The organism is Planotetraspora kaengkrachanensis (assembly GCF_016862895.1).
Taxonomy (GTDB): domain Bacteria; phylum Actinomycetota; class Actinomycetes; order Streptosporangiales; family Streptosporangiaceae; genus Planotetraspora; species Planotetraspora kaengkrachanensis.
The window spans coordinates 205495-227651 of sequence record NZ_BONV01000015.1 but is presented as its reverse complement, the minus strand read 5'-3'; the positions used below and the strand labels follow the sequence as shown (position 1 = coordinate 227651).

At 69.3% G+C, this 22157-nt stretch carries 18 protein-coding genes; 13 read left to right on the top strand and 5 right to left on the bottom strand.

The annotated features are described in order from the left end of the window. Nucleotides 1-5: 5 nt before the first annotated feature. The 12 genes from mreD to Pka01_RS19130 all read left to right on the top strand — a co-directional run bounded on the left by mreD (nucleotide 6) and on the right by Pka01_RS19130 (nucleotide 16184). Nucleotides 6-521: a rod shape-determining protein MreD gene (gene mreD / locus Pka01_RS19185; protein WP_203884161.1), complete on the top strand. Its 516-nt coding sequence runs from the start codon at nucleotides 6-8 to the stop codon at nucleotides 519-521. Continuing rightward, a complete protein-coding gene (gene mrdA, locus Pka01_RS19180) occupies nucleotides 518-2581 on the top strand; it encodes a penicillin-binding protein 2 (protein WP_203884160.1) in 2064 nt (687 codons plus the stop codon). Before mreD ends, mrdA begins: the two co-directional genes overlap by 4 nt. A gap of 9 nt (nucleotides 2582-2590) precedes the next feature. Beyond that, nucleotides 2591-3760, top strand: a complete 1170-nt coding sequence (gene rodA, locus Pka01_RS19175; RefSeq protein ID WP_203884159.1) for a rod shape-determining protein RodA — start codon at nucleotides 2591-2593, stop codon at nucleotides 3758-3760. A gap of 79 nt (nucleotides 3761-3839) precedes the next feature. Next, complete coding sequence (locus tag Pka01_RS19170; protein WP_203884158.1) at nucleotides 3840-5762, top strand: TIGR03960 family B12-binding radical SAM protein; 1923 nt, start codon at nucleotides 3840-3842, stop codon at nucleotides 5760-5762. Nucleotides 5763-5934: 172 nt separating this feature from the next. After that, nucleotides 5935-6666, top strand: coding sequence for a TIGR03936 family radical SAM-associated protein (locus Pka01_RS19165; RefSeq protein ID WP_239115121.1), 732 nt, complete (start codon nucleotides 5935-5937; stop codon nucleotides 6664-6666). A 103-nt stretch (nucleotides 6667-6769) separates the two neighbouring features. Continuing rightward, nucleotides 6770-9787 carry an Rne/Rng family ribonuclease gene (locus tag Pka01_RS19160; protein WP_239115120.1) on the top strand — a complete coding sequence of 1006 codons (3018 nt, stop codon included), beginning with the start codon at nucleotides 6770-6772 and terminating at the stop codon, nucleotides 9785-9787. Between the two features lie 197 nt (nucleotides 9788-9984). Then, nucleotides 9985-10299, top strand: coding sequence for a 50S ribosomal protein L21 (gene rplU, locus Pka01_RS19155; RefSeq protein WP_203884156.1), 315 nt, complete (start codon nucleotides 9985-9987; stop codon nucleotides 10297-10299). A 6-nt stretch (nucleotides 10300-10305) separates the two neighbouring features. Continuing rightward, entirely contained in the window at nucleotides 10306-10563 is a 258-nt protein-coding gene (rpmA, locus tag Pka01_RS19150; protein WP_203884155.1) for a 50S ribosomal protein L27, read from the top strand. Between the two features lie 80 nt (nucleotides 10564-10643). Beyond that, nucleotides 10644-11996 (top strand): GTPase ObgE, encoded by a 1353-nt coding sequence (obgE, locus tag Pka01_RS19145; RefSeq protein ID WP_203884154.1) that lies wholly within the window; start codon nucleotides 10644-10646, stop codon nucleotides 11994-11996. 20 nt (nucleotides 11997-12016) lie between these two features. After that, nucleotides 12017-13138 (top strand): glutamate 5-kinase, encoded by a 1122-nt coding sequence (gene proB, locus Pka01_RS19140; RefSeq protein ID WP_239115119.1) that lies wholly within the window; start codon nucleotides 12017-12019, stop codon nucleotides 13136-13138. Nucleotides 13139-13152: 14 nt separating this feature from the next. After that, complete coding sequence (locus tag Pka01_RS19135; protein WP_239115118.1) at nucleotides 13153-14409, top strand: glutamate-5-semialdehyde dehydrogenase; 1257 nt, start codon at nucleotides 13153-13155, stop codon at nucleotides 14407-14409. A 65-nt stretch (nucleotides 14410-14474) separates the two neighbouring features. Beyond that, nucleotides 14475-16184, top strand: a complete 1710-nt coding sequence (locus Pka01_RS19130) for a serine/threonine-protein kinase (RefSeq protein WP_203884152.1) — start codon at nucleotides 14475-14477, stop codon at nucleotides 16182-16184. Between the two features lie 31 nt (nucleotides 16185-16215). On the opposite strand, the gene Pka01_RS19125 is transcribed toward Pka01_RS19130, so the two are convergent. Beyond that, a complete protein-coding gene (locus tag Pka01_RS19125) occupies nucleotides 16216-17226 on the bottom strand; it encodes a M48 family metallopeptidase (protein WP_203884151.1) in 1011 nt (336 codons plus the stop codon). Nucleotides 17227-17342: 116 nt separating this feature from the next. Here Pka01_RS19125 and nadD point away from each other — a divergent pair, with 116 nt between their 5' ends. Further along, complete coding sequence (gene nadD, locus Pka01_RS19120) at nucleotides 17343-17954, top strand: nicotinate-nucleotide adenylyltransferase (RefSeq protein ID WP_203884150.1); 612 nt, start codon at nucleotides 17343-17345, stop codon at nucleotides 17952-17954. Between the two features lie 12 nt (nucleotides 17955-17966). Here nadD and Pka01_RS19115 read toward each other — a convergent pair whose 3' ends face one another. The 4 genes from Pka01_RS19115 to Pka01_RS19100 all read right to left on the bottom strand — a co-directional run bounded on the left by Pka01_RS19115 (nucleotide 17967) and on the right by Pka01_RS19100 (nucleotide 21298). After that, nucleotides 17967-18221, bottom strand: coding sequence for a tyrosine-type recombinase/integrase (locus Pka01_RS19115; RefSeq protein WP_203884149.1), 255 nt, complete (start codon nucleotides 18219-18221; stop codon nucleotides 17967-17969). Nucleotides 18222-18623: 402 nt separating this feature from the next. Beyond that, complete coding sequence (locus tag Pka01_RS19110; protein WP_203884148.1) at nucleotides 18624-19004, bottom strand: hypothetical protein; 381 nt, start codon at nucleotides 19002-19004, stop codon at nucleotides 18624-18626. Between the two features lie 841 nt (nucleotides 19005-19845). Further along, nucleotides 19846-20232 carry a hypothetical protein gene (locus tag Pka01_RS19105; RefSeq protein ID WP_203884147.1) on the bottom strand — a complete coding sequence of 129 codons (387 nt, stop codon included), beginning with the start codon at nucleotides 20230-20232 and terminating at the stop codon, nucleotides 19846-19848. Between the two features lie 526 nt (nucleotides 20233-20758). Then, nucleotides 20759-21298 (bottom strand): hypothetical protein, encoded by a 540-nt coding sequence (locus Pka01_RS19100; protein WP_203884146.1) that lies wholly within the window; start codon nucleotides 21296-21298, stop codon nucleotides 20759-20761. Nucleotides 21299-22157: the final 859 nt, after the last annotated feature.

Here is a 22157-nt window from a genome sequence, read left to right as displayed (position 1 = left end):
TCCTGATGGTTCGCAACCTCGTTGCGGCGGCGCTCATCTTCGCCGCCCTGGTGCTTCAGGTCGGCCTGGTGAACAGAGTGTCACCGAGGATTGGCCCTGACCTGGTGCTTCTCGTGGTCCTCACGCTGGCGGCGCTGCGCGGGTCGGCCGTGCCGGGGGCGGTGATCGGATTCTGCGGTGGTCTCGCCTACGACCTGCTGCCGCCCGCGGACCATGCGCTCGGGCAGTGGGCGTTGGTGATGTGCGTCCTGGGATTCCTGGCGGGCCGCGCCGGGGGGCAGCTTCCGCTGCTCGTCGTGGCGTTGTGCGCGGTCATCGCGCCCGGCCTCGCGGCCGGGATCGGCGCGTTGCTCGGTGACCCGGGGGTCACCTGGTCCGTCGTCAGGTCGGCATGGCCCAAGGTCGCCGTGTGCAACCTCGTGCTGGCACCCGTGGTGCTCTGGGCGGTGAGGGCGGTTCAGCCGAGGCGGCGGGCCAGAGGGTCGGAGTTCGTGTCGAGCTACAGACGGGGGACGGCATGACACGGTTGAGGGGGCGGCTCTTCGTCCTGCAGGTACTCGTCGTCGCGTTGCTCGTGGTGCTGGTCGTGCGCCTCTGGCAGGTACAGATGGTGCAGGGCAAGCAGTTCGTGGCGGTGGCCACGGAGACCCGCACCCGGGAGGTGCGGGTGCCCGCTCTGCGGGGGGCCATCCTCGACTCGACCGGTCGCCCGCTCGTCCGCAACGTTCCCAGCCTGGTGGTCTCGATCGACCCGGCCAGGTTCGAGCGGATGCCGGACGGCGGCGACTCCGTGCTCAGGAAGCTCTCCGCGGTTCTCGGAGTGCAGTTCCAGGCGCTGAAGCTGCGGATCCGCCCCTGTGGGCCGGGGATCTCAAAGCCGTGCTGGCCCGGCTCGCCGTACCAGCCGACTCCGGTCGCCGACCACGTGACCAGCCGTCAGGCGCTGCAGATCCTGGAGCGTCAGGAGGACTTCCCCGGTGTGACCGCGGAGATCCAGGCGATTCGCAACTATCCGCATGGAAAGGACGCGGCGCAGCTGCTCGGCTATCTCCAGCCCGTGACCAAGGAGGAGCTGGAGCGGCGAGAGGGACTCAAGGCCAGCTATTCGGGCGTCGACCTGATGGGGCGCGACGGGCTCGAGGCGGAGTACGACGCCGAACTGCGGGGTCAGCCCGGTGTACGCCGGGTCCAGGTGGACCGCATGGGCAAGACCATCGCGGTGCAGCAGCAGGCGGCGCCGACTCCCGGCAACCTCCTGATCACCAGCATCGACGCGAAGGTCCAGGGGATCGTCGAGAAAGCGGTCTCCGACGCCATGCGGGACAACCCGCAGGCCGACAGCGCGGCGGGCGTGGTCCTGGACGTCAAGACCGGGCGGGTCATCGCGATGGCGAGCAGGCCCACCTACGACCCGGCCGTCTGGACGGGCGGCATCGCCGAAAAGGACTACCAGCATCTGCTCTCCGACAAGTCCGGCAAGCCGCTGGTGTCGCGGGTGATCAAGGGCACGTACGCCCCCGGATCGACCTTCAAGATCAGCTCGGTCGCGGCCATGGTCGCCGACGGACAGCCGCTCAACGGCACCTACCAGTGCCCGAGCGCGTACAACGTCGAGGGCCGGGCCTTCCCCAACGCCGGAGGCATGAGCCTGGGCGCCATCTCCCTTCACACGGCACTGGTGAAGTCGTGTGACACGGTCTTCTACCGCGCGGGCTACGAGGAGTGGCTGCGCGACGGAGGGAAGAAGGCCAAGTCGCACGTCAAGGAGCCCATGGCGAACATGGCCAGGTCGTTCGGCTTCGGCAAGCGCACAGGCGTCGACCTGCCGGGCGAGTCGGCGGGCCTGATCCCCAACCGCGCCTGGAAGCGCGATCTGTGGAACGCCACCAAGGACCAGATGTGCCGACGGGCGAAGACCGGCTACCCGGAGATCGAGGACCAGGCCCGCGCGGCGTTCTCCAAGCGCCTCGCCAACGAGAACTGCCTCGAGGGCTACATGCTCCACGCCTACGAGGCGGCCAACTTCTCCATCGGTCAGGGCGACGTGCAGGTCACCCCGCTCCAGCTCGCCCGGGCGTACGCCGCGCTGGTGGGCGACGGGAAGCTGCGCAGCCCGCGGCTCGGCTGGGCGCTGGTCAAGCCTGACGGCACCCTCGTCAAGGAGATCCCGGTGCCCGTGGTCGGCAAGCTGCCGATCAACGACGAGACCCGCAACTACATCCGCAGGGCGCTCAGCGAGGTGACCTCGGACGGCACCGCGGCGGGGGCGTTCGCCGGATTCCCGATGGGTGTGGTGAAGATCGGCGGCAAGACCGGAACGGCGGAGGTCTTCGGCAAGGCCGACACCTCGTGGTTCGCGTCGTTCGCCCCTGCCGACAACCCGCGCTTCGTGGCCGTCGTGATGGTCTCTCAGGGTGGATTCGGTGCCTCGGCGGCGGCTCCCGCCGTCCGGCAGATCTGGGAGGGGATCTTCGGCCTTGGCAAGGGTGACGACGGCAAGGCGACCAAGGCGGCGCTCCCCGACGGGAAGCCCGCCGGCCGTCTCCCGGTGATCAGGCCTGACGGCACGGTGAGCCGGTGAGGCGGCGCCATGCCTGAGGCGGTGAGGATCGGGAGACGGTCCATCGTCCAGCGCACGGTCGGCCAGGGTTCGCCGATCTGGCGGATGGACGGCCTGCTGTTCGCGGCGATGCTCGCGCTCAGCGTCATCGGGACCCTGCTGGTGTGGTCCTCCACCCGGACCTGGATCTCCAACGAACCGACCGCGCTGGCCAAGAAGCACGTGCTCAACCTGTGCGTGGGCCTGGTGCTCTATTTCCTGATCGCCATGGCCGACTACCGCTGGCTGCGCACCTACGCCGCGCTCGTGTACGGCATAGCGATCCTGGGGCTCCTGCTCGTCATCACGCCCATGGGGTCGACGATCAACGGCCACCACTCGTGGATCATGATCGGCGGCGGCTTCGCCATCCAGCCGGCGGAGCTGGTGAAGCCGGCACTGATCATCTTCATGGCCCGGCTGCTCGCGCGGCACCTCCAGGGGAAGAAGAAGGACCGGCCGCGGCCGCTCGACGTGGCGTTGTGCCTCGCCGCGGCGGGCGTCGCGGCGCTCCTCGTCATGCTCCAGCCCGACCTCGGCACCACGATGGTCCTCGCAGTGATCACCGGCGGGGTGATCGTGTTCGCCGGGCTGCGCAAGCGCTGGATCGCCCTGGCGATGGTCGCGGCCGTCGCGGCCGGGCAGGCGGTGTGGTCGCTCGGGCTCATGAAGCCCTACCAGGTGGCGCGGTTCACCGCGCTGATCAACCCCTCGAGCGATCCCCGCGGCGTCGGGTACAACAGCACCCAGGCGCTGGTCGCGATCGGGTCGGGCGAGCTGTTCGGCAAGGGCCTGTTCCACGGCGGGCAGACGACCGGGCGTTTCGTGCCGGAGCAGCACACCGACTTCATCTTCACGGTGGCGGGCGAGGAGTTCGGCTTCTTGGGGACGGTCACGGTGGTGGCCCTGCTCGGGGTGATCCTGCTGCGCGGCCTCCGGATCGCGCGGATGTGCGAGGACCGCTTCGGCGCCCTCGTCGCCGGCGGGATCGTCACCTGGATGGGGTTCCAGACCTTGGTCAACGTCGGCATGACGATCGGCATCATGCCGATCACCGGTGTGCCCCTGCCGTTCGTGTCGTACGGAGGCACGGCCGCGTTCGCCAACATGGCCTCGATGGGCATACTCCAGGCCATCCACATCCGGGAGAGATGGGCCTGACGGAGGGCCGGATCGGCCGCGCCCGCCCCTGATCCCGCGACCGATCCGGCATGCCTCCCGAAGCCGATACCCTGGACACATGTCTGTCGAGTCATTGTTTCCTCGCCTGGAACCGCTCCTGCCCAAGGTGCAGAAGCCGATCCAGTACGTCGGAGGTGAGCTGAACTCGACGGTCAAGGACTGGGACGAGGCGACCGTTCGCTGGGCGCTGATGTATCCGGACGCCTACGAGGTCGGCCTGCCCAACCAGGGCGTGCAGATCCTCTACGAGATCCTCAACGAGCTGCCGGAGACGCTGGCCGAACGCACCTACGCGGTCTGGCCCGATCTCGAGGCGCTGATGAGATCGTCGGGCGTCCCGCAGTTCACCGTCGACGCGCACCGGCCGGTGCGAGCCTTCGACGTCCTCGGAGTGTCGTTCTCCACCGAGCTGGGCTACACGAACCTGCTGACGGCCCTCGATCTGGCGGGGATCCCGCTGGACGCGGTGGACCGGACCGGCGACGACCCGATCGTGCTGGCCGGGGGCCACGCCGCCTTCAATCCCGAGCCGATCGCCGACTTCCTCGACGCCGCCGTGCTCGGCGACGGAGAGCAGATCGCGATCGCGATCTCCGAGGTCATCCGCGAGTGGAAGGGAGAGGGCGCTCCCGGCGGACGCGACGAACTGCTCATGCGCCTCGCCTCCACGGGAGGCGTCTACGTCCCGAAGTTCTACGACGTCGAGTACCACCCCGACGGCCGCATCAAGCGCGTCGTCCCCAACCGTTCCGGCGTGCCCTCCCGTGTCTTCAAGCACACGGTGATGGACCTGGACGAGTGGCCCTATCCGAAGAAGCCGCTCGTCCCGCTCGCCGAGACGGTCCATGAGCGGTTCAGCGTGGAGATCTTCCGGGGTTGCACCCGGGGCTGCCGCTTCTGCCAGGCGGGGATGATCACCCGTCCGGTGCGCGAGCGGTCGATCACCACGATCGGCGACATGGTCGAGGCGGGCCTCAAGGAGTCCGGTTTCAGCGAGGTCGGCCTGCTGTCGTTGTCCAGCGCCGACCACTCCGAGATCGGTGAGATCGCGAAGGGCCTCGCCGACCGGTACGAAGGCACCCAGACGGGGCTTTCGCTGCCCTCCACGCGGGTGGACGCGTTCAACATCGACCTCGCGAACGAGTTCTCCCGCAACGGCCGCAGGTCAGGGCTCACCTTCGCCCCCGAGGGCGGCTCCGAGCGCATGCGCAAGGTGATCAACAAGATGGTCACCGAGGAGGATCTGATCCGCACCGTCACCACGGCCTACAGCCAGGGGTGGCGGCAGGTGAAGCTCTACTTCATGTGCGGCCTGCCCACCGAGGAGGACATCGACGTCCTCGGCATCGCCGACCTGGCCAAGAAGGTCATCAAGGCGGGCCGCGAGGCGACCGGCTCCCGGGACGTGCGCTGCACGGTGTCCATCGGCGGGTTCGTGCCGAAGCCGCACACCCCGTTCCAGTGGGCCGCACAGTGCGACCACGAGACGGTCGACCGCCGCCTGCGCGAACTCCGCGACGCCCTGCGGGGCGACAAGGAGTACGGCAGGGCGATCGGATACCGCTACCACGACGGCAAGCCGTCGATCGTGGAGGGCCTGCTGTCACGCGGCGACCGCCGCGTCGGCTCGGTCATCCGGGCGGTCTGGGAGGACGGCGGCCGGTTCGACGGCTGGAGCGAACACTTCTCCTTCGACCGCTGGATGGCCGCCGCGGAACGCGCGTTCTCCGGTGAGCCGGTGGACGTCGACTGGTACACCACGCGGGAGCGCGAGGAGCACGAGGTGCTCCCCTGGGACCACCTCGACGCCGGCCTCGACCGTGAGTGGCTCTGGCAGGACTGGCAGGACGCCGTGAACGACGTCGAAGTCGAGGACTGCCGCTGGACGCCCTGCTACGACTGCGGCGTCTGCCCCACGATGGGGACGGAGATCCAGATCGGCCCGACCGGCAGGAAGCTGCTCCCGCTCACCGTGGTCTGAGGCCTGGCGGGCCGGAATGCGGACTTCGCACCGGCACGGGGGAGGCGCTCCCGCATCACCTCAGGCCGCTCCGGCTCCCGGCGCGGCCTATCCTGAAAGTCGATCGACCGATATTCGGAAGGACGGCGGAACTCTGAAACCCGTTCCCGATGGGCCGGCACCCCCGCCCGTGGTGCAGCGCCTGCGCGTGCGCTACGCCAAGCGCGGGAGACTGCGCTTCACCAGCCACCGTGACATCTCCCGTGCCGTCGAAAGGGCGGTACGGCGGTCAGACATCCCGGTGGCGTTCAGCGCGGGGTTCAGCCCCCATCCGAAGATCTCCTACGCGGGTGCCGCTCCCACCGGGGTGGCGAGCGAGGCCGAATACCTCGAGATCGGTGTGAGCAGCACCTGCGATCTCGAGCAGGTCCGCGCCGAGCTCGACGCCTCGCTGCCGCCGGGGCTGGACGTGCTCGAGGTGATCGAGGCCCGTGCCGGGAGCCTGGCCGACAGGCTGGAGGCCTCGGTGTGGCTGCTGCGGCTGCCGGGGGCCGACGTGGCCGCGGCGGAGCAGGCGGTGAAGGAGTTCGAGGCGGCCGACCGCGTGGAGGTCGAACGCCTGACGAAGAAGGGAATGCGGCGGTTCGACGCCCGCCAGGCGGTGCGGTCGGTGACCGTCGTGAACGAGCACGAGAGAACGGCAGGTCAGGAGCCAGGCCCGCCGTGTGTCATACTTCGTATGGTTGTCCGGCATGAAACACCTGCCGTTCGACCCGATGACGTACTCATGGGTCTGCGTCTCGTGGCAGGCTTCGCGCCGCCGTCACCTCCCGAGGTGACCAGGCTGGCGCAGGGGCCGCTCGACGCAACGACCGGTGAGCCCGGCGATCCGTTCGACGTAGAACGGGCTGACGGGGACCTATAAGACTTGCCGTCGCTGCCCCGCACAGGAGGCGGCGGCGGACGTGAGGACAAGAGCCTCCGCGCGGCGCGGAAACGTGCCCGGAGGCTGACGGGAGAGCGCCCGCATGCTCGAGAACGACCCTGCCGACGGGGCTGTGCGCCTCGACGGCGAAACGACCGATGCCGGCCGGGAGCAGGACTCCGGGCCGGAGTACACGCCACAGGAGACCACTGGCGCGCCCATGACGCGTTCGGCGTCCACCGAGGTGCAGACATCCGCGGTGAACCAGCCGTCCTCCGGGTCCGGAGCGACGCAGGTGACCAGTGGCGCCGTGGTGACCTCGCCGCGCCGTCGCGCGGCGAGCCGCCCGGCCGGGCCGCCGCCCGAGCCGGACGAGATCCCGCCGGTGACCACCACCACGGCCGCCGCGCCCGCCGAGGCTCAGCCGCCCGCGGACGTCCCCGAGGCGCCCGCCGAGGCGGCGGAGAAGCCGAAGCGCACCCGCCGTCGCGCCTCCGCCAAGGCCGCGTCCGCGGAACCCGAGCTCTCAGGGGCCGACGAGGCCGCGGCCGAGACCGGTGCGGCAGCCGAGTCCGCCGTCCCGGCGGCCGGTGACGAGCCCGCAGAGGCCAAGCCGACGCGCCGGACCCGGACCAGGAGGTCGGCGGCCGAGCCGGCCGCCGAGTCCGCCCCCGTGTCCGTGCCCGCCGCCGAGGAGGCGCCCGCGACGAGGAGGCGGCGTACCCGCAAGAAGGACGAGAGCGTCACCGAGCGGTCCAGCGCGATGAGCGCCGCCGAGGCCGAGGTGGCCGCCGCCCTCCGGCTCGGCCGGACCGACGAGCGGCCGCAGGCCGACGACCTGCTCGACGTCGAACCGCTCGACGACGAGGAGACGCCGCTCGGCGAAGCGCCCGCCGACGTCTCCGAGGACATCTCGGGGGACGTCTCCGGGGACGCGGACACCGACGAGGACGCCCGTGAGGCGGCCGACGCGCGGGCGTCCAGCGCCAGGGTCGTCGCGGACCCGTTCGGGATGTCCGAGCGCGAGTCCGTCGCACCCTCGGTGACCTTCCAGCCTCCCGCGGCCGTCTTCCAGCCGCTCTTCCAGGCTCCCGACCCGTTCGCGGCCGCGCCGGCCCGGCCCCAGCCCGCCGTACCCGCCGCGTGGCCGCAGGACCAGGACCAGGACCAGGACCAGGACGAGGCTGAGGAGTCGGACGAGGCGCAGGACCTCGGCGACGACGAGGACGGCGCCGACGGCGAGACCGATGGCGACGGCTCTCACCGCAGGCGGCGCCGCCGCCGCGGAGGCCGCGGCCGGGGAACTCGCGCCAGGGACGCGGAGGAGGGCGAGGAGTCCGAGGCCGAGGAGGCTCAGGCGACCGCCGCCGAAGAGGAGGACGAGCGGGCCGCCGAGGAGGCCGACGAAGAGCAGGGCGGCTCGCGCCGCCGTCGCCGCCGGCGCCGCCGCGGGGGCGACGAGGCCGAGGCCACCGTCGACGATCCGCCGAACACGGTCGTCCGCATCCGTGCGCCCCGGGCCACGCGCAGCACCTCGATCGACGAGGTCCAGAGCGTGCGCGGCTCGACCCGCCTGGAGGCCAAGAAGCAGCGCCGCCGCGAAGGCCGCGAGCTCGGCCGGCGACGCCCGCCGATCATCACCGAGTCGGAGTTCCTCGCCCGGCGCGAGTCCGTCGAACGCGTCATGGTCGTCCGGCGCCGCCACGGCCGCACCCAGATCGCGGTGCTCGAGGACGGCGTGCTGGTCGAGCACTACGTCGACCGGGAGTCGAGCCAGTCGTACGTCGGGAACGTGTACCTGGGCAAGGTGCAGAACGTGCTGCCCTCGATGGAGGCGGCGTTCGTCGACATCGGCAAGGGCCGCAACGCCGTGCTGTACGCCGGTGAGGTCAACTTCGACACCGCCGGCCTGGAGGGGCAGCCCAAGCGGATCGAGGCGGCGCTGAAGTCCGGCCAGTCCGTGCTCGTGCAGGTCACCAAGGACCCGATGGGTCACAAGGGCGCGCGGCTGACCTCCCAGATCAGCCTTCCGGGCCGCTACCTGGTCTACGTGCCCGACGGTTCGATGACCGGGATCTCCAGGAAGCTCCCCGACAAGGAGCGGACGAGGCTCAAGCAGATCCTCCGCAAGGTCATGCCCGAGAACGCGGGTGTGATCGTCCGCACCGCCGCCGAGGGCGCCTCCGAGGAGGAGCTCAGCCGCGACGTCGCGAGGCTTTCCGCGCAGTGGGAGAACATCCAGCGCAAGGCCAAGTCGGCCAGCCCGCCCGAACTGCTCTCCGGCGAGCCCGACCTGACGGTCCGGGTCGTCCGCGACGTGTTCAACGAGGACTTCTCCTCGCTGGTCGTCGAGGGCGACGAGGTGTGGCAGACCGTGGACGACTACGTCAACTACGTCGCGCCCCATCTCGTGGAGCGGCTGACGAAGTGGGACGGCCAGGGCGACATCTTCGCGGCCTACCGGGTGGACGAGCAGATCGCCAAGGGGCTCGACCGCAAGGTGTGGCTGCCCTCGGGCGGCTCCCTGGTGATCGACCGGACCGAGGCGATGACCGTCGTCGACGTCAACACCGGGAAGTTCACCGGGCAGGGCGGCAACCTGGAGGAGACGGTCACCCGCAACAACCTGGAGGCGGCGGAGGAGATCGTCCGCCAGCTCCGGCTGCGGGACATCGGTGGCATCATCGTCATCGACTTCATCGACATGGTGCTGGAAGGCAACCGTGACCTGGTGCTACGGCGACTGCTGGAGTGCCTGGCCAGGGACCGGACCAAGCACCAGGTGGCTGAGGTCACCTCGCTGGGCCTGGTCCAGATGACCCGCAAGAGGGTCGGCCAGGGCCTGCTGGAGGCCTTCTCCACGCCCTGTGAGTGCTGCAACGGCCGCGGCCTGATCATTTCCACCGAGCCGGTGGAGGCCAAGCCGGAGCCGCGCGGCACGCAGGGCAAGATGGCCATCGAAAAGGCCGTGGCAGACAAGCTCGGGGCGGGTGAGGGCGCGGTCGTCGCGGCCTCCGCCAACGGACGGGACAGCGTCACCGACGCCATGACCGACGACGGCGACACTCCGCCCGCCCAACCGCGGGGACGTCGCCGTTCCCGCAGGAAGCAGGCCGAATAAGCCGCTCGGCGGCAAGTTCGCCTGCCCGGTGTTCCGCCCGGTTCGACCTGGGTGCCGCGAATCCGGTACCCTAGTCATCCGGTGCGCCCGCTGGCGCGCCTGGCTTTGCGCGCCCGCCCGGATCGCCGGTCGTGTCATCGACAGCAGCTGGATGCGGGGCGCGCATCTACGCATTTAGCCAGAAGAAGGGTTCCGCGGTGTACGCGATCGTTCGTTGCGGCGGCAGGCAGCAGAAGGTCTCCGTCGGGGACGTCCTCGAGGTGGACAAGGTGGCCGGCGAGGTGGGTTCCTCGGTGGCGCTGCCGGCGCTCCTCGTCGTCAACGACGGCGATGTCACCACCGACGCCGCCACGCTTGGCAAGTTCCAGGTGACCGCCGAGATTCTCGGCGAGACCAAGGGCCCCAAGATCCGCATCCTCAAGTACAAGAACAAGACCGGTTACAAGAAGCGCCAGGGTCACCGTCAGCGGTACACCCAGGTGAAGGTAACCGGCATCAACCCCGGGAAGTAGTGAATCATGGCACACAAGAAGGGCGCCTCGTCCACCCGGAACGGCCGTGACTCGAACGCTCAGCGGCTCGGTGTCAAGCGCTTCGGTGGCCAGCTCGTGAACGCAGGCGAGATCATCGTCCGCCAGCGTGGCACGCACTTCCACCCGGGTGACAACGTCGGCCGCGGTGGCGACGACACGCTGTTCGCGCTGGCCGCGGGCCACGTGCAGTTCGGGACCAAGCGCGGTCGTCGCGCAGTCAGCATCATCCCGATCGCGGAGTAGATCCGCCCGGGACAAACGTTGCAGATGAGGCGGACCGAGCACTCGGTCCGCCTCATCGTCTTTATAGGGGGAAGCGGCTGATGGCCGATTTCGTGGACTACGTCGTCCTGCACACCAGGGCGGGTGACGGCGGAAACGGCTGCGCCTCCGTCCATCGCGAGAAGTTCAAGCCGCTCGGCGGCCCGGACGGCGGCGACGGCGGCCGGGGAGGCGATGTGATCCTTGAGGTGGATCCCAACGTCTCCACTCTTCTCGAGTATCACCACCGGCCCCACCGCCACGCCGGCAACGGCAAGCAGGGCATGGGCTCCAACCGGGACGGCGCAAACGGCGAGGACATCGTCCTGCCGGTCCCCAGCGGCACCGTGGTGAAGGACGCCAGGACGGGTGAGGTGCTGGTCGACCTCGTGGGAGCGGGGACCCGCTACGTGGCCGCCCAGGGCGGTTTCGGAGGTCTCGGCAACGCCGCACTGGCCAACGCCAAGCGCAAGGCCCCGGGGTTCGCGCTCCTCGGCGAGCCGGGCGACGAGGCGGAGATCGTGCTGGAGCTGAAGACCATCGCCGACGTGGCGCTGGTCGGCTTCCCCAACGCCGGCAAGTCGTCGCTCGTCGCGTCGCTCTCGGCGGCCCGGCCGAAGATCGCGGACTATCCGTTCACCACGTTGATCCCCAACCTCGGCGTGGTCACGGCAGGAGAGACGGTCTTCACGGTCGCCGACGTGCCGGGTCTCATCCCCGGCGCCTCCGAGGGCAAGGGGCTCGGGCACGAGTTCCTCCGCCATGTGGAGCGCTGCTCGACGATCGTGCACGTCCTCGACTGCGCCACGATCGAGCCCGGGCGTGACCCTCTCACCGACTTCGACGTGATCGAGGCGGAGCTCGCGGCCTACGGCGCGCTGCAGGACCGGCCCCGGCTGGTCGTGCTCAACAAGGTCGACGTCCCCGACGGCCGGGATCTCGCGGACATCGTCCGGCCGCTGCTGGAGGAGCGGGGTCTGCGCGTCTTCGAGATCTCCGCGGCCACCCATGAGGGCCTCCGGCCGCTGACCTACGCGATGGGGGAGATGGTGTCCCAGGCCCGGGCTCAGGCCCCGGTCGAGGAGCCGACCCGTCTGGTCATCCGGCCGAAGCAGCTCGGCGAGACCGGCTTCGCCGTCCGGCGGGTCGACGAGAACACCTTCCAGGTGACCGGCGAGAAGCCGGAGCGCTGGATCCGCCAGACCGATTTCAGCAACGACGAGGCCGTCGGCTACCTGGCCGACCGCCTGGAGCGGCTCGGTGTCGAGGAGGCGCTGATCGAGGCTGGGGCGCAGGTGGGCGCCGAGGTCGTGATCGGCCCGATGGAGGGCGGCTACCTCTTCGACTGGCAGCCCTCTGAGGGCACCAGGACCCGGGTGGGCGGGCCGAGGGGCACCGACAACAGACTGATGTAGTCAACGGGCGAAGGAGCGGCGTGGCAGGCAGGGAGCGGATCCGGGAGGCTTCGCGGCTGGTCGTCAAGGTGGGGTCGTCCTCCCTGACGACCCCACAGGGCATGATCGACGTCGACCGCGTCGACGCGCTCGTCGACGTGCTCGGCGCGCGCCGCCGGGCCGGCACGCAGCTCGTGCTCGTCTCCTCGGGCGCCATCGCCGCCGGTCTCGGGCCGCTCGGCCTCCGGGCCCGGCCCAAGGACCTGGCCACCCAGCAGGCCGCGGCCTCGGTCGGCCAGGGCGTGCTGATCGCCCGCTACACCTCCTCCTTCGCCCGGTACGGCCTGCGCGTCGGGCAGGTGCTGCTGACCGCCGACGACATGATGCGGCGGTCGCATCACCGCAACGCCCAGCGGACGCTGACGAGGCTCCTGGAGCTCGGCATCGTCCCCGTGGTCAACGAGAACGACACCGTGGCCACCGACGAGATCCGCTTCGGCGACAACGACCGGCTGGCCGCCCTGGTGACCCATCTCATCCATGCGGACGCGATGGTGCTCCTGTCGGACGTGGACGCCCTCTACGACGGCGACCCGCGCCGGGAGGGCGCGACGAGGATCGCCGAGGTCCGCGGGCCCGACGACCTCGACGGCGTCGAGCTCGGCACGTCGGGGCGGGTCGGGACGGGCGGCATGATCACCAAGGTGCAGGCGGCCAGGATCGCCACGGGCGCGGGGGTGCCCGTGGTGCTCACCGCGGCGGCGCACGCGGCGCAAGCCCTGACCGGCGCCGACGTCGGCACGTACTTCCACCCCGGGGGGCGCCACCCGGGCACCCGTCTCCTGTGGCTCGCCCACGCAGCCACCGGCCGGGGCCGGCTGCACCTGGACGCCGGAGCGGTCGACGCCGTGGTGGGCCGCCGCATGTCGCTGCTCCCCGCCGGCGTGGTCAAGGTCGAGGGCGACTTCGCCGCCGGCGACCCCGTCGACCTGTGCGGCCCCCAGGGCGGCCCGGTCGCCAGAGGCCTGGTCAACTACGACGCCGCAGAGATCCCCGAACTGCTGGGCCGCTCCACGCGTGAGCTGGCGAGCACGCTCGGGCCGGAGTACGAGCGAGAGCTGATCCACCGGGACGACATCGTCATATTGGAGCCGGAGAAGTGATGGAGCGCGAGACCATGGCTGAGGCAGAGGAATTCCTGGCGGTCGCCCGGGCGGCCAAGGACGCCGCGACCGTGCTCGCGCCGCTGCCGCGAGCCCCGAAGGACGCGGCTCTGCGGGCGATCGCCGACGCGCTGGTGGCGGCGACCGACGAGATCGTCACGGCCAACGCCGACGACGTGGAGCGGGCCCGGCGCAACGGCACGTCCGAGTCGATGATCGACCGGCTCAGGCTCGACGCGGGGCGGGTGGAGAAGATCGCGGAAGCCGTACGGCAGGTGGCCGACCTGCCCGACCCGGTCGGCGAGGTCGTGCGGGGGAGCACGCTGCCGAACGGGCTCGAGCTGCGGCAGGTCAGGGTTCCGCTGGGCGTCATCGGGATCATCTACGAGGGCCGGCCGAACGTGACGGTCGACGCGGCCGTGTTGTGCCTGAAGAGCGGCAACGCCGTGCTGCTGCGCGGCTCCTCCAGCGCGCACTCCTCGAACAGCGTGCTCGTGCGGATCATGCAGGAGGCGCTGGAGGGGACCGAGGTGCCGGCGGGAGCCGTACAGCTCGTGCCGGGGGTGACCCGCGAGTCGGTCAAGCATCTGCTGCGCGCCCGCGGACTGGTCGACGTGCTCATCCCACGCGGCGGCGCCTCGCTGATCAGGAGCGTCGTGGAGGAGTCGACCGTCCCGGTGATCGAGACGGGCGTGGGCAACTGCCACGTCTACGTGGACGCCGACGCCGACCTCGAGACGGCACTCAAGATCCTGATCAACGCCAAGGCGCAGCGGCCGTCGGTGTGCAACGCGGCCGAGACGTTCCTGGTGCACGCGGAAATCGCCGACGCGTTCGTGCCGATGGCGCTGGCGGCGCTCAAGGACGTGGGCGTGACCGTGCACGGGGACGAGCGCATCCGGTCCTATGGCGCGGACGTCGAGCCCGCGACCGAGGACGACTTCACCGTGGAGTACGTCTCGCTGGACATCGCCGCGGCGGTCGTCGACTCGCTCGACGAGGCGGTGGCGCACATCCGGCGGTACGGCTCCGCGCACACCGACGCGATCGTCACGCGCTCCCAGGCGGCCGCGCGCAGGTTCGTGGCCACCGTGGACTCGGCGGCCGTGGCGGTGAACGCCTCGACGCGGTTCACCGACGGCGGCGAGTTCGGCTTCGGCGCGGAGATCGGGATCTCCACCCAGAAGCTGCACGCGCGGGGCCCGATGGGCCTGCCCGAGCTCACGTCCACCAAGTGGATCTACACAGGCGACGGGCACGTGCGTCTCTAGCGTCTCCTCCGAAGCGGCGCGCCTCCGGGGAAATGTCGCAGGCGCCCGCTATGCTCGGCGCTCCTATGTCTGGACGACTCGGGCGGGTCGGCCCGTACACGCTCCTGGAGCGCCTGGGCCGAGGCGGGATGGGCGAGGTCTACCTCGCCGTCAACCGCCGCGGAGAGCAGGTCGCGGTGAAGATGCTCCGCGAGCCGATCGAGGCCGACTCCGACGCGCGATTACGCCTCGACCGGGAGATCCGCGCGTTACGCAGGGTCGAGAGCCCCTACGTGGCCGAGGTGATCGACGCCGACCTCTCCGGCGACCGGCCCTACCTCGTGATGGAGTACATCGAGGGCGCGACTCTGCTCGAAGCGGTCCAGCGGGGCGGCGCCATGGAGGAGTCGGCCCTGATCCCCCTGGCGCAGGGGCTGGCCGCCGCCCTGGCGATCATCCATGCGGGCGGGGTGGTGCATCGCGATCTCAAGCCCGCCAACGTGCTCGTCCGCGAAGACGAGCCCGTGCTGATCGACTTCGGGATCGCCCACGTGCTCGACGCCACCCGGCTGACCGTGACGGGGACCTTCCTCGGCACCCCCGGCTACGCCGCGCCGGAGCTTTTCGCCGACGAGGAGGTGGGGGAACCCGCCGACGTGCACGCGTGGGCCGCCACCGTGGCCTTCGCGGCCACCGGCAGGCATACGTTCGGGCGGGGGCCCGTCCAGTCGCAGATGTACGCCGTCCTCAACGGAAAGGCCGATCTGGCCGGCGTTCCCGCCTCCCTGCTGCCGCTCGTCCGGGCGGCGCTCCACCGGGACCCGGCCAAGCGGCCCACCGCGGCACTGTTGTCCGACCGGCTGGCCAGGCTCGCCCGCGTCTCCGGCGACACCCCGCGTGGTACGGCCACGCGCGGCCGTACCGGGGCGGACAAGGCGGCGGCGGACGCGGACACCGCCGTGGAGGTGGAGGAGCAGGAGGCGCAGGCAGGCACGGGAGGAGGCGGCCGCCGGACCCGATCGAAGAACGGCAGGGCCGCGAAGGCCGTCAACGGCGGGTCCCAGAGCGGGTCAGCGGGCGCCTCGTCGAACGGCTCCGCCGCAGGCGGCGCGGCGTCCGGGAGTTCCGCCGGCGGTGCGGCGGGCGGGGGCGCCGCGGGTTCCAAGAACGGCAAGGGGGCCAGAACGGGCAACGGAGCCACGGCCCGGCGGCCGAAGCAGGGCGACAGGGCCGAATCGGCCCTGGCCGTCGAGGCGCCCGTCGCCGGGGCGGGTACCGGCATCCCCACAGGCGGCACCGTCCTGCTCGCCCTGGGGCTGCTCGGCGTGCCGTGCGTGGTGGTCTCGGTGGTCGAACCGCTGGCCACGTTCGCGATCAGCGGAGCCTTCGCGGTCGTGACCAGGGCGGCCTGGGTGACCCACTGGATCGTGCGCAACCGCAGGTCCCCGCGTACGCGGGGGTACCTGGGGGTGCTCAGCTATCCGGTGACCCTGGCGGGCTCCCTGGTGACCGGCGTCGTATGGCCGGGGGTGCCCGCGGCCGCCCTGGCCTTCCTCGCGCTCTGGCTGACCGCCGGGACGCATCTGGAGGACCAGTGGTGGACCCAGGTCGCTCCCGTCACCGTCGCCGGCGTCGTGTTCGGCGTCGCCGTCGGTGGGATCATCGGACGGGAGATCGAGCGGATCGGCTCGAGGATGCCCGGTCTCAGGAGGGAGCCGCTGCGGGCGATGGCCGTGTTCGGCGGCTTCGTCGCTCTGTGCGCGGGAGCCGTACAGGCGGTCTCCCTGTTCTTCTAGCCGTTCTCTCCGGGCTGACGGGGGCGGCCGCTCAGTTCTCCCTGCGCGCGAACCTGTTGAAGATGCGCTCGCCCGCGTGGACGGCGCCTTCCGCCACGTCGCGCAGGACGCCGATGAAGGGATCCTGCGACTGGGCCCAGGACTCGCGGTAGGAGTTCGCCGCGGCCTTGATCTCCTCGGTGATCTTCGTGTTGGCGTCGTCCTCCCGGCGGGGGTAGGTGCCTGCGAGGACGGCGTCGTAGCTGCCGGAACGCCGCCAGCGGTCGAGCTCGGCGACCCGGGTGACCGCGAACGGGTGGGTGGTGCCGAGGAGGTTGAGGACCTTCAGCAGGCCGTCCCGGACGTCGCCGGCGGTGTCGTACTCCCTGGCCTGGTCGAGGAAGGCCTCGATGTTCATCTCGTGGAGGCGCGAGCCGCCGGCCAGCTTCATGAGCGCCCGCAGCGCAGCCTCCGGGTCCTGCCCGGCGAGCAGCCCGCCCCGGTCGGCCGACATCTCGGCCTTGCGCTGCCACTCCTCGAGGGCCGCGACGATCACGCGAAGGCCGATGTAGCCGAGCGGGATCCAGGCCACCCTGGTGGCGAGGCGGGTGAGGACGGCGAGCATGGTGCCGTAGACCGCATGACCGGAAAGGATGTGCGAGGTCTCGTGCCCGACGACGAACCGCAGCTCCTCCGGGTCCATCAGGTCGAGCAGGCCGGTCGACACGATGATGAACGGCTCGTCGAAGCCGATCGCCATGGCGTACGCCTTCGGGTCCTGCTGCACGTAGATCTCCGGGATCCGGTGCAGGTCGAGGATGTAGGCGCTGTCGCGGCCCATGTCGTAGAGCGCACGGAACTGGGTCTCGTCCGTGCGCACCGCGGACGCCAGGAACATCAGTCGCAGGCGGCGCTCGCTGAACAGGCCTGACATGCGCTTCAGCACCGAGTCGAACCCGCTGAGCGAACGCATGGCCACCAACGCGGAGCGGTCGGCGGGGTGTTCGTACGCTCGCGAGCTGATGCCGGGCAGCTGCACGCGATTGCGATCCGGAGTGGTCATGTCCGCATGCTATGCCTCACCGGCGGGCCGTGCGCGGGACGGCGGACTCCCGGCTGAGCGCGCTGAGAGAGGGGTGGTGTCCGATTACTCCCGGTATGCAGGTTAGGGTCCCTCCCATGAGAAATGGGGCTCCGACGCGGCGTCTCGGCATCATGGGCGGCACCTTCGATCCGATCCACCACGGGCACCTGGTGGCCGCCAGCGAGGTCGCGCATCACTTCGATCTGGACGAGGTGGTGTTCGTTCCGACCGGCCAGCCATGGCAGAAGGCCGACAAGACGGTCTCCGCCGCCGAGGACCGCTACCTGATGACGGTGATCGCGACGGCGTCCAACCCGCGATTTTCCGTCAGCAGGCTCGACATCGACCGCCCCGGCCCCACCTACACCATCGACACGCTGCGTGACGTCGGGGAGGCGTACGGGCCGGATGTGGAGCTGTACTTCATCACGGGAGCCGACGCCCTCGCCCAGATCCTGAGCTGGCGGGACGTCGAGGAGCTGTTCACGATCGCCCACTTCGTCGGCTGCACCAGGCCCGGCCACACCCTCCAGGACCCCGGCCTGCCGGACGGCAAGGTCAGCCTCATCGAGATCCCCGCCCTGTCGATCAGCTCGTCGGAGTGCCGCGAGCGCGTCGCGGAGGGCCAGCCGATCTGGTACCTGGTTCCCGACGGCATCGTGCAGTACATCAACAAGCGCGGCCTCTACCGCAAAGAAACCCACTGACCAGCACGGACCTCACTGCCTCTCCACCGGAGGGCACATCGAGGGCACACCGGCGAAGATCGCATCAACCGCGGCGCGCGCGCGATCATCGGCGTCAGGCCACAGATGCGCGTAGATGTTCAGCGTGACGCTGGCCGAGCTGTGCCCCATCAGGTGCTGCACCGTCTTGACGCTTTCGCCATACCGGATCAAGGCGGAGGCGTAGGTGTGGCGGCAGAGATGCAGGCCCGTTCCCTCCGCGATGCCGGCTGCGTCGGCGGCCGGCATCGCCAGCTATCACTCCAGGTGCCTCTCTTGATCGGCGTGCCACGTGAGGTCGTGAACACTAACTCGGCATCACGAAGTATGGGCCTACGTGGGTTGGTCCGATCCTCGATCGCGACCCGCGTCGGCGGGAACGCTGCCACGTGCTCACTTAGCGTTGCCAGCACGCCATCAGAGAGCGGAATCGACCTCGAACTCTTGGGCGTCTTCGGTGGGCCGAGATAGGCCACGTTCCCTTTGGCTGAACTCGTGATCAACTGCTGCTCAACCCTGAGAACTTTCCGATTAAAGTCGGCCCGCCCCTTCCGAAGGACCGGGACCGGTCTAGTTTGGCCGGAGCATTCAAGTCGCGCGCGACATCCCGAGCTTGTGACGCCAGCCAGAGGGTGTCGGTGGAGTTAGCCCTCAGAGGAACATGACGGGTACGTCCTGGCTGATGCATATCCGTAGGACCTCTATGAGGGCTTGCGCCTCCTCCACGGGCGCCAGATGGAGTCCCGCTGGCGCAGCTCGCCAGTAGGAGACGATCTCCACGAGGCGCGGCAACATCTGTGTGCACTCGGCCACGGTTAAGGTGCCGCCGCCGTCGTCCGGACGATTCAGTAGAGGGCGCAGGCTCGTCTCCACGTCGTCCCATGAACGATCGCCGCCAAATCCGATCATCGCGTCGAGATCGAACCCCTCAGCCCCGGCCAAGCTCGTGCGGAATGCATGGAACGTGGTGTATGACCACTGCGCATCCGGACTGGTGACATCACCATTGCCAGGAAAGAGCACCAGACCCATATCAGCCTCCCGTAGACGGCTGCCCAGCGTAGGCGAATGATCATCCGGAACGCCTCGCATTTTCCACCTGTCCGCCGGACCGATCAGCCAGCTCGGCCCCCTGTTACAGATTTCCATCCGTGGTCAAGCCGTCTTCGGCGGAGCACCGGTGCGGGAATGAGAGGAAGCGTGAAGTGGGAGGGGGCAGGCTCGGCGATCCGATGGAAGGTGGCCCGCAAAGTTGGACGGGCACGCCGGGGATGGATCGGTGGAAGAGCTGTTTGGGTGAGTTGCTTCCGGTGGCACCGCGGAGGGGTCGAGGGAGGGGAAGCACGGCGCCTGACGAGCTTGTCATCACGGCCCGCACTCACGAGATGGGTACGGACACAAGGTCTACCTGTTGGTCGCGCGCCCGCACACCGGCGGGCTGCGGCTCTTCGGCCGGTCCCGCCGGCGGCGGCGCGCACCACGCCGACAAGCGGCGTGATCCTCAGATTGACGGCATTGCGGCTTGTGCGGATGAAGGTCTCCCGATTTGGTGGACGGTCATAGCCATGGGCACGCGCAGAGCCGATGAGACCCGAAAACCGGAAGGCGCCGATGGGCGAAGGGGAAGAAGAGGTGAGGGGCGAGGGAGGCGAGCAAGGGGCCGGGGTTCACCGAATCGTTTCGGAGCCAAATCGACGGGGACCCCTCCAAGATCAGCTTGGGGGCATGGGAGGGAGAATCGCGGGCAGGGGCGGTGCCCCTCCCGAATTAGCGGGCCAGTGTAATTGCCCCCCAAACTGATCTTGCCCCGCCGATTCAGCACCACCGCAACGATTCGTCAAACCCCTGACGCGCGTGCAGCCTTGTTCCGAGGCTAGTCCGGATCCTTCCGGGTATGACGTGGTCGGAATCCACGGGTGTAGTGCCGCCTCGTTGGGCGGGGAAGCGAGTTGGAAGGCAGAACCGGCGCCCCGGCATTCAGCGCTGCTTTCCTGATTTCTTCAGCCACGTGATCAGCTCGCGTGTGCCATCCGGCCCAATTGGCGAGGTTGGATTTTTGGACAGCCCACACTTGATATTTGGTCTTATCAGTCGTTTTGACGACAATGCCGACATAGCCGGGATCCAGTGCGACCACATCCCTAAGCGGAATCCGGCTACTGCTGAACGGGTTCCTGATCAGGAGCTTGTCACGGGTGAGGCTCACTGCCGGCCTCACGCCGATGCGCCAGACCCAGATACCGGCGAGAAGAAAAACCATGAGGAACAGCCCAGAGCTCGTCCCGTGTCAGAGCCTGGATCGTGCCGATCTCTGGCACGATCAAGCCGACAATCCATGCAATCGAGAGCACCCGGCCGATGAGACTAACTCGCCACGTAGCTATCAGATCTTCCACATCGCATGGTGACATCGACAGGTAGGCCGTGGCGACACTGCAGATCGAAGTCGTGCCTCCCGATTGCGTGGGCACGTGCCACAGGCGTGCCAGATGTGGCGGCACACAAGGGGCATTCACGGGGACTCACGGATAGCTCTCGGAGCTCCGGAGCTGCACAGCAGCAGGTCACGCGAAGATGACCGAAGTCTTCCAAACTGGTGAACATGCGATCAGTCAGGGCGCGCCAGGAAGGTCACTAGAGCGGCTTCAGGGATGCGGACACCCCCGGCCGATACGGACGAAGACAATTCGCCGTTCGGCGATCAGTCGACGAGGAAGGTCCTCATCGACACGGCGCGCGAGGTGTTCGTCGAGCAGGGGGCCGATGCGCGACTCGGTCATGACGGGTCAGGACGCTGTCGCGATCCAAACGGCCACCAGCGCGATGACGGTGCTGCACGCGACGATCGCGAAGGCAATCCGGGAGGGATGCCGTTGGACCCGCGACACGAGGCCCGGGTACGTCTTGGCGAGTTGGTTGGCGTTGACCGGACGGCTGGGACCGCTGCACGGCACTCCGAGCGCGTTCACTAACTGGTCGAGTTGCCTGCGCGTGTAGTAGTAGCCGGACACCCTGATGACCAGATTGCGGTGCGCGTCGAGCAGGAACAGGCTTTCGGTGGCTCCTGCGCGGGGTGCGACGATGGTCGCACGCACCACCTCGGCGACGCGCGAGCGTGACCGGCGCTGGGCGACCAAACCCTGTACGACGATTTCCTGCGCTGTCAGGATGATCCGGCCGCGGACGAGGGCCGTGATCGCCAGGATGATCAGCACGGCGAAAAAGGCGCCCATGACCGGGGCGAATACCGTCGGGGCGTCGCCGCGCAGGATCGCGGTGACGGCGCCCACGGTGGTCACCACTAGCCCGACCAGAGTGACCAGCATTTTCCGTCGATCCGGCCGCAGTACGAGGCCATCCTGGACACCACGCATGCGAACTGCGCCCTTCTTTCGGTCATTCGATGAGGATGCCGTATCGGCCGGTGCTTCAGCCGCGCGGGGTAGGTCGGGCGAGGCTGGCATCGTGGGCGAGGAGCGCTATCAATTTGTACCCGGACTACAGGCCGACTCGTATCCCCGTCTTCGAGTCTGTACGGGCTGGCTAGTCCCGCCCGGAGCTCTGGCTCAAGCGATTCGCGGCTCTCCGGTCTGACGATATTGATCTAGATCGAAGATCAGGGCGGCATCCCCCTTGCGCCTGACGACACTGGTTGTCACCCGCTGATCTACTTCAGCGCTTTTACCCAGGGTTCGCATCGAAGGGTCGAGGGCACAGCGAGGGCACATGACCGCCGAAAGCCGCGGAGGCGAGCGAAAACCGTTGAAAGTTGAAATCGCTGCCTGACCAGCGTTGTTCCGTATCGGTCCTGGTCGCGTTGCCGGTGTTCGCGCTACATCAACAAGCGCGGCCTCTACCGCAAAGAAACCCACTGACCAGCACGGACCTCACGGCCAGCGACCACCGCCACGATGACGGCCACCGCCAGGAGGACGGCACCGACGATCAGCCTGATCCGGCCGTGGTGCGCCCGGGCAGGTGCGGGCTCGACCGGCGGGGCCGTCGGCTGCCCGTCGGGTTCAGGAGTCGACATGGATCGCTTGCCACGCTTCCTGGATCGCTCAGTGCGTCGGCCTGTTTACGCATGGTGCGCTCCGAGCGAACGCTCCGCGAGCGAAAGAAACCGCATTGTTACTTAGGTGAGCGGTATCCGGTAGCCCGAGACCGGTCGGTCGTTTCCGGGAT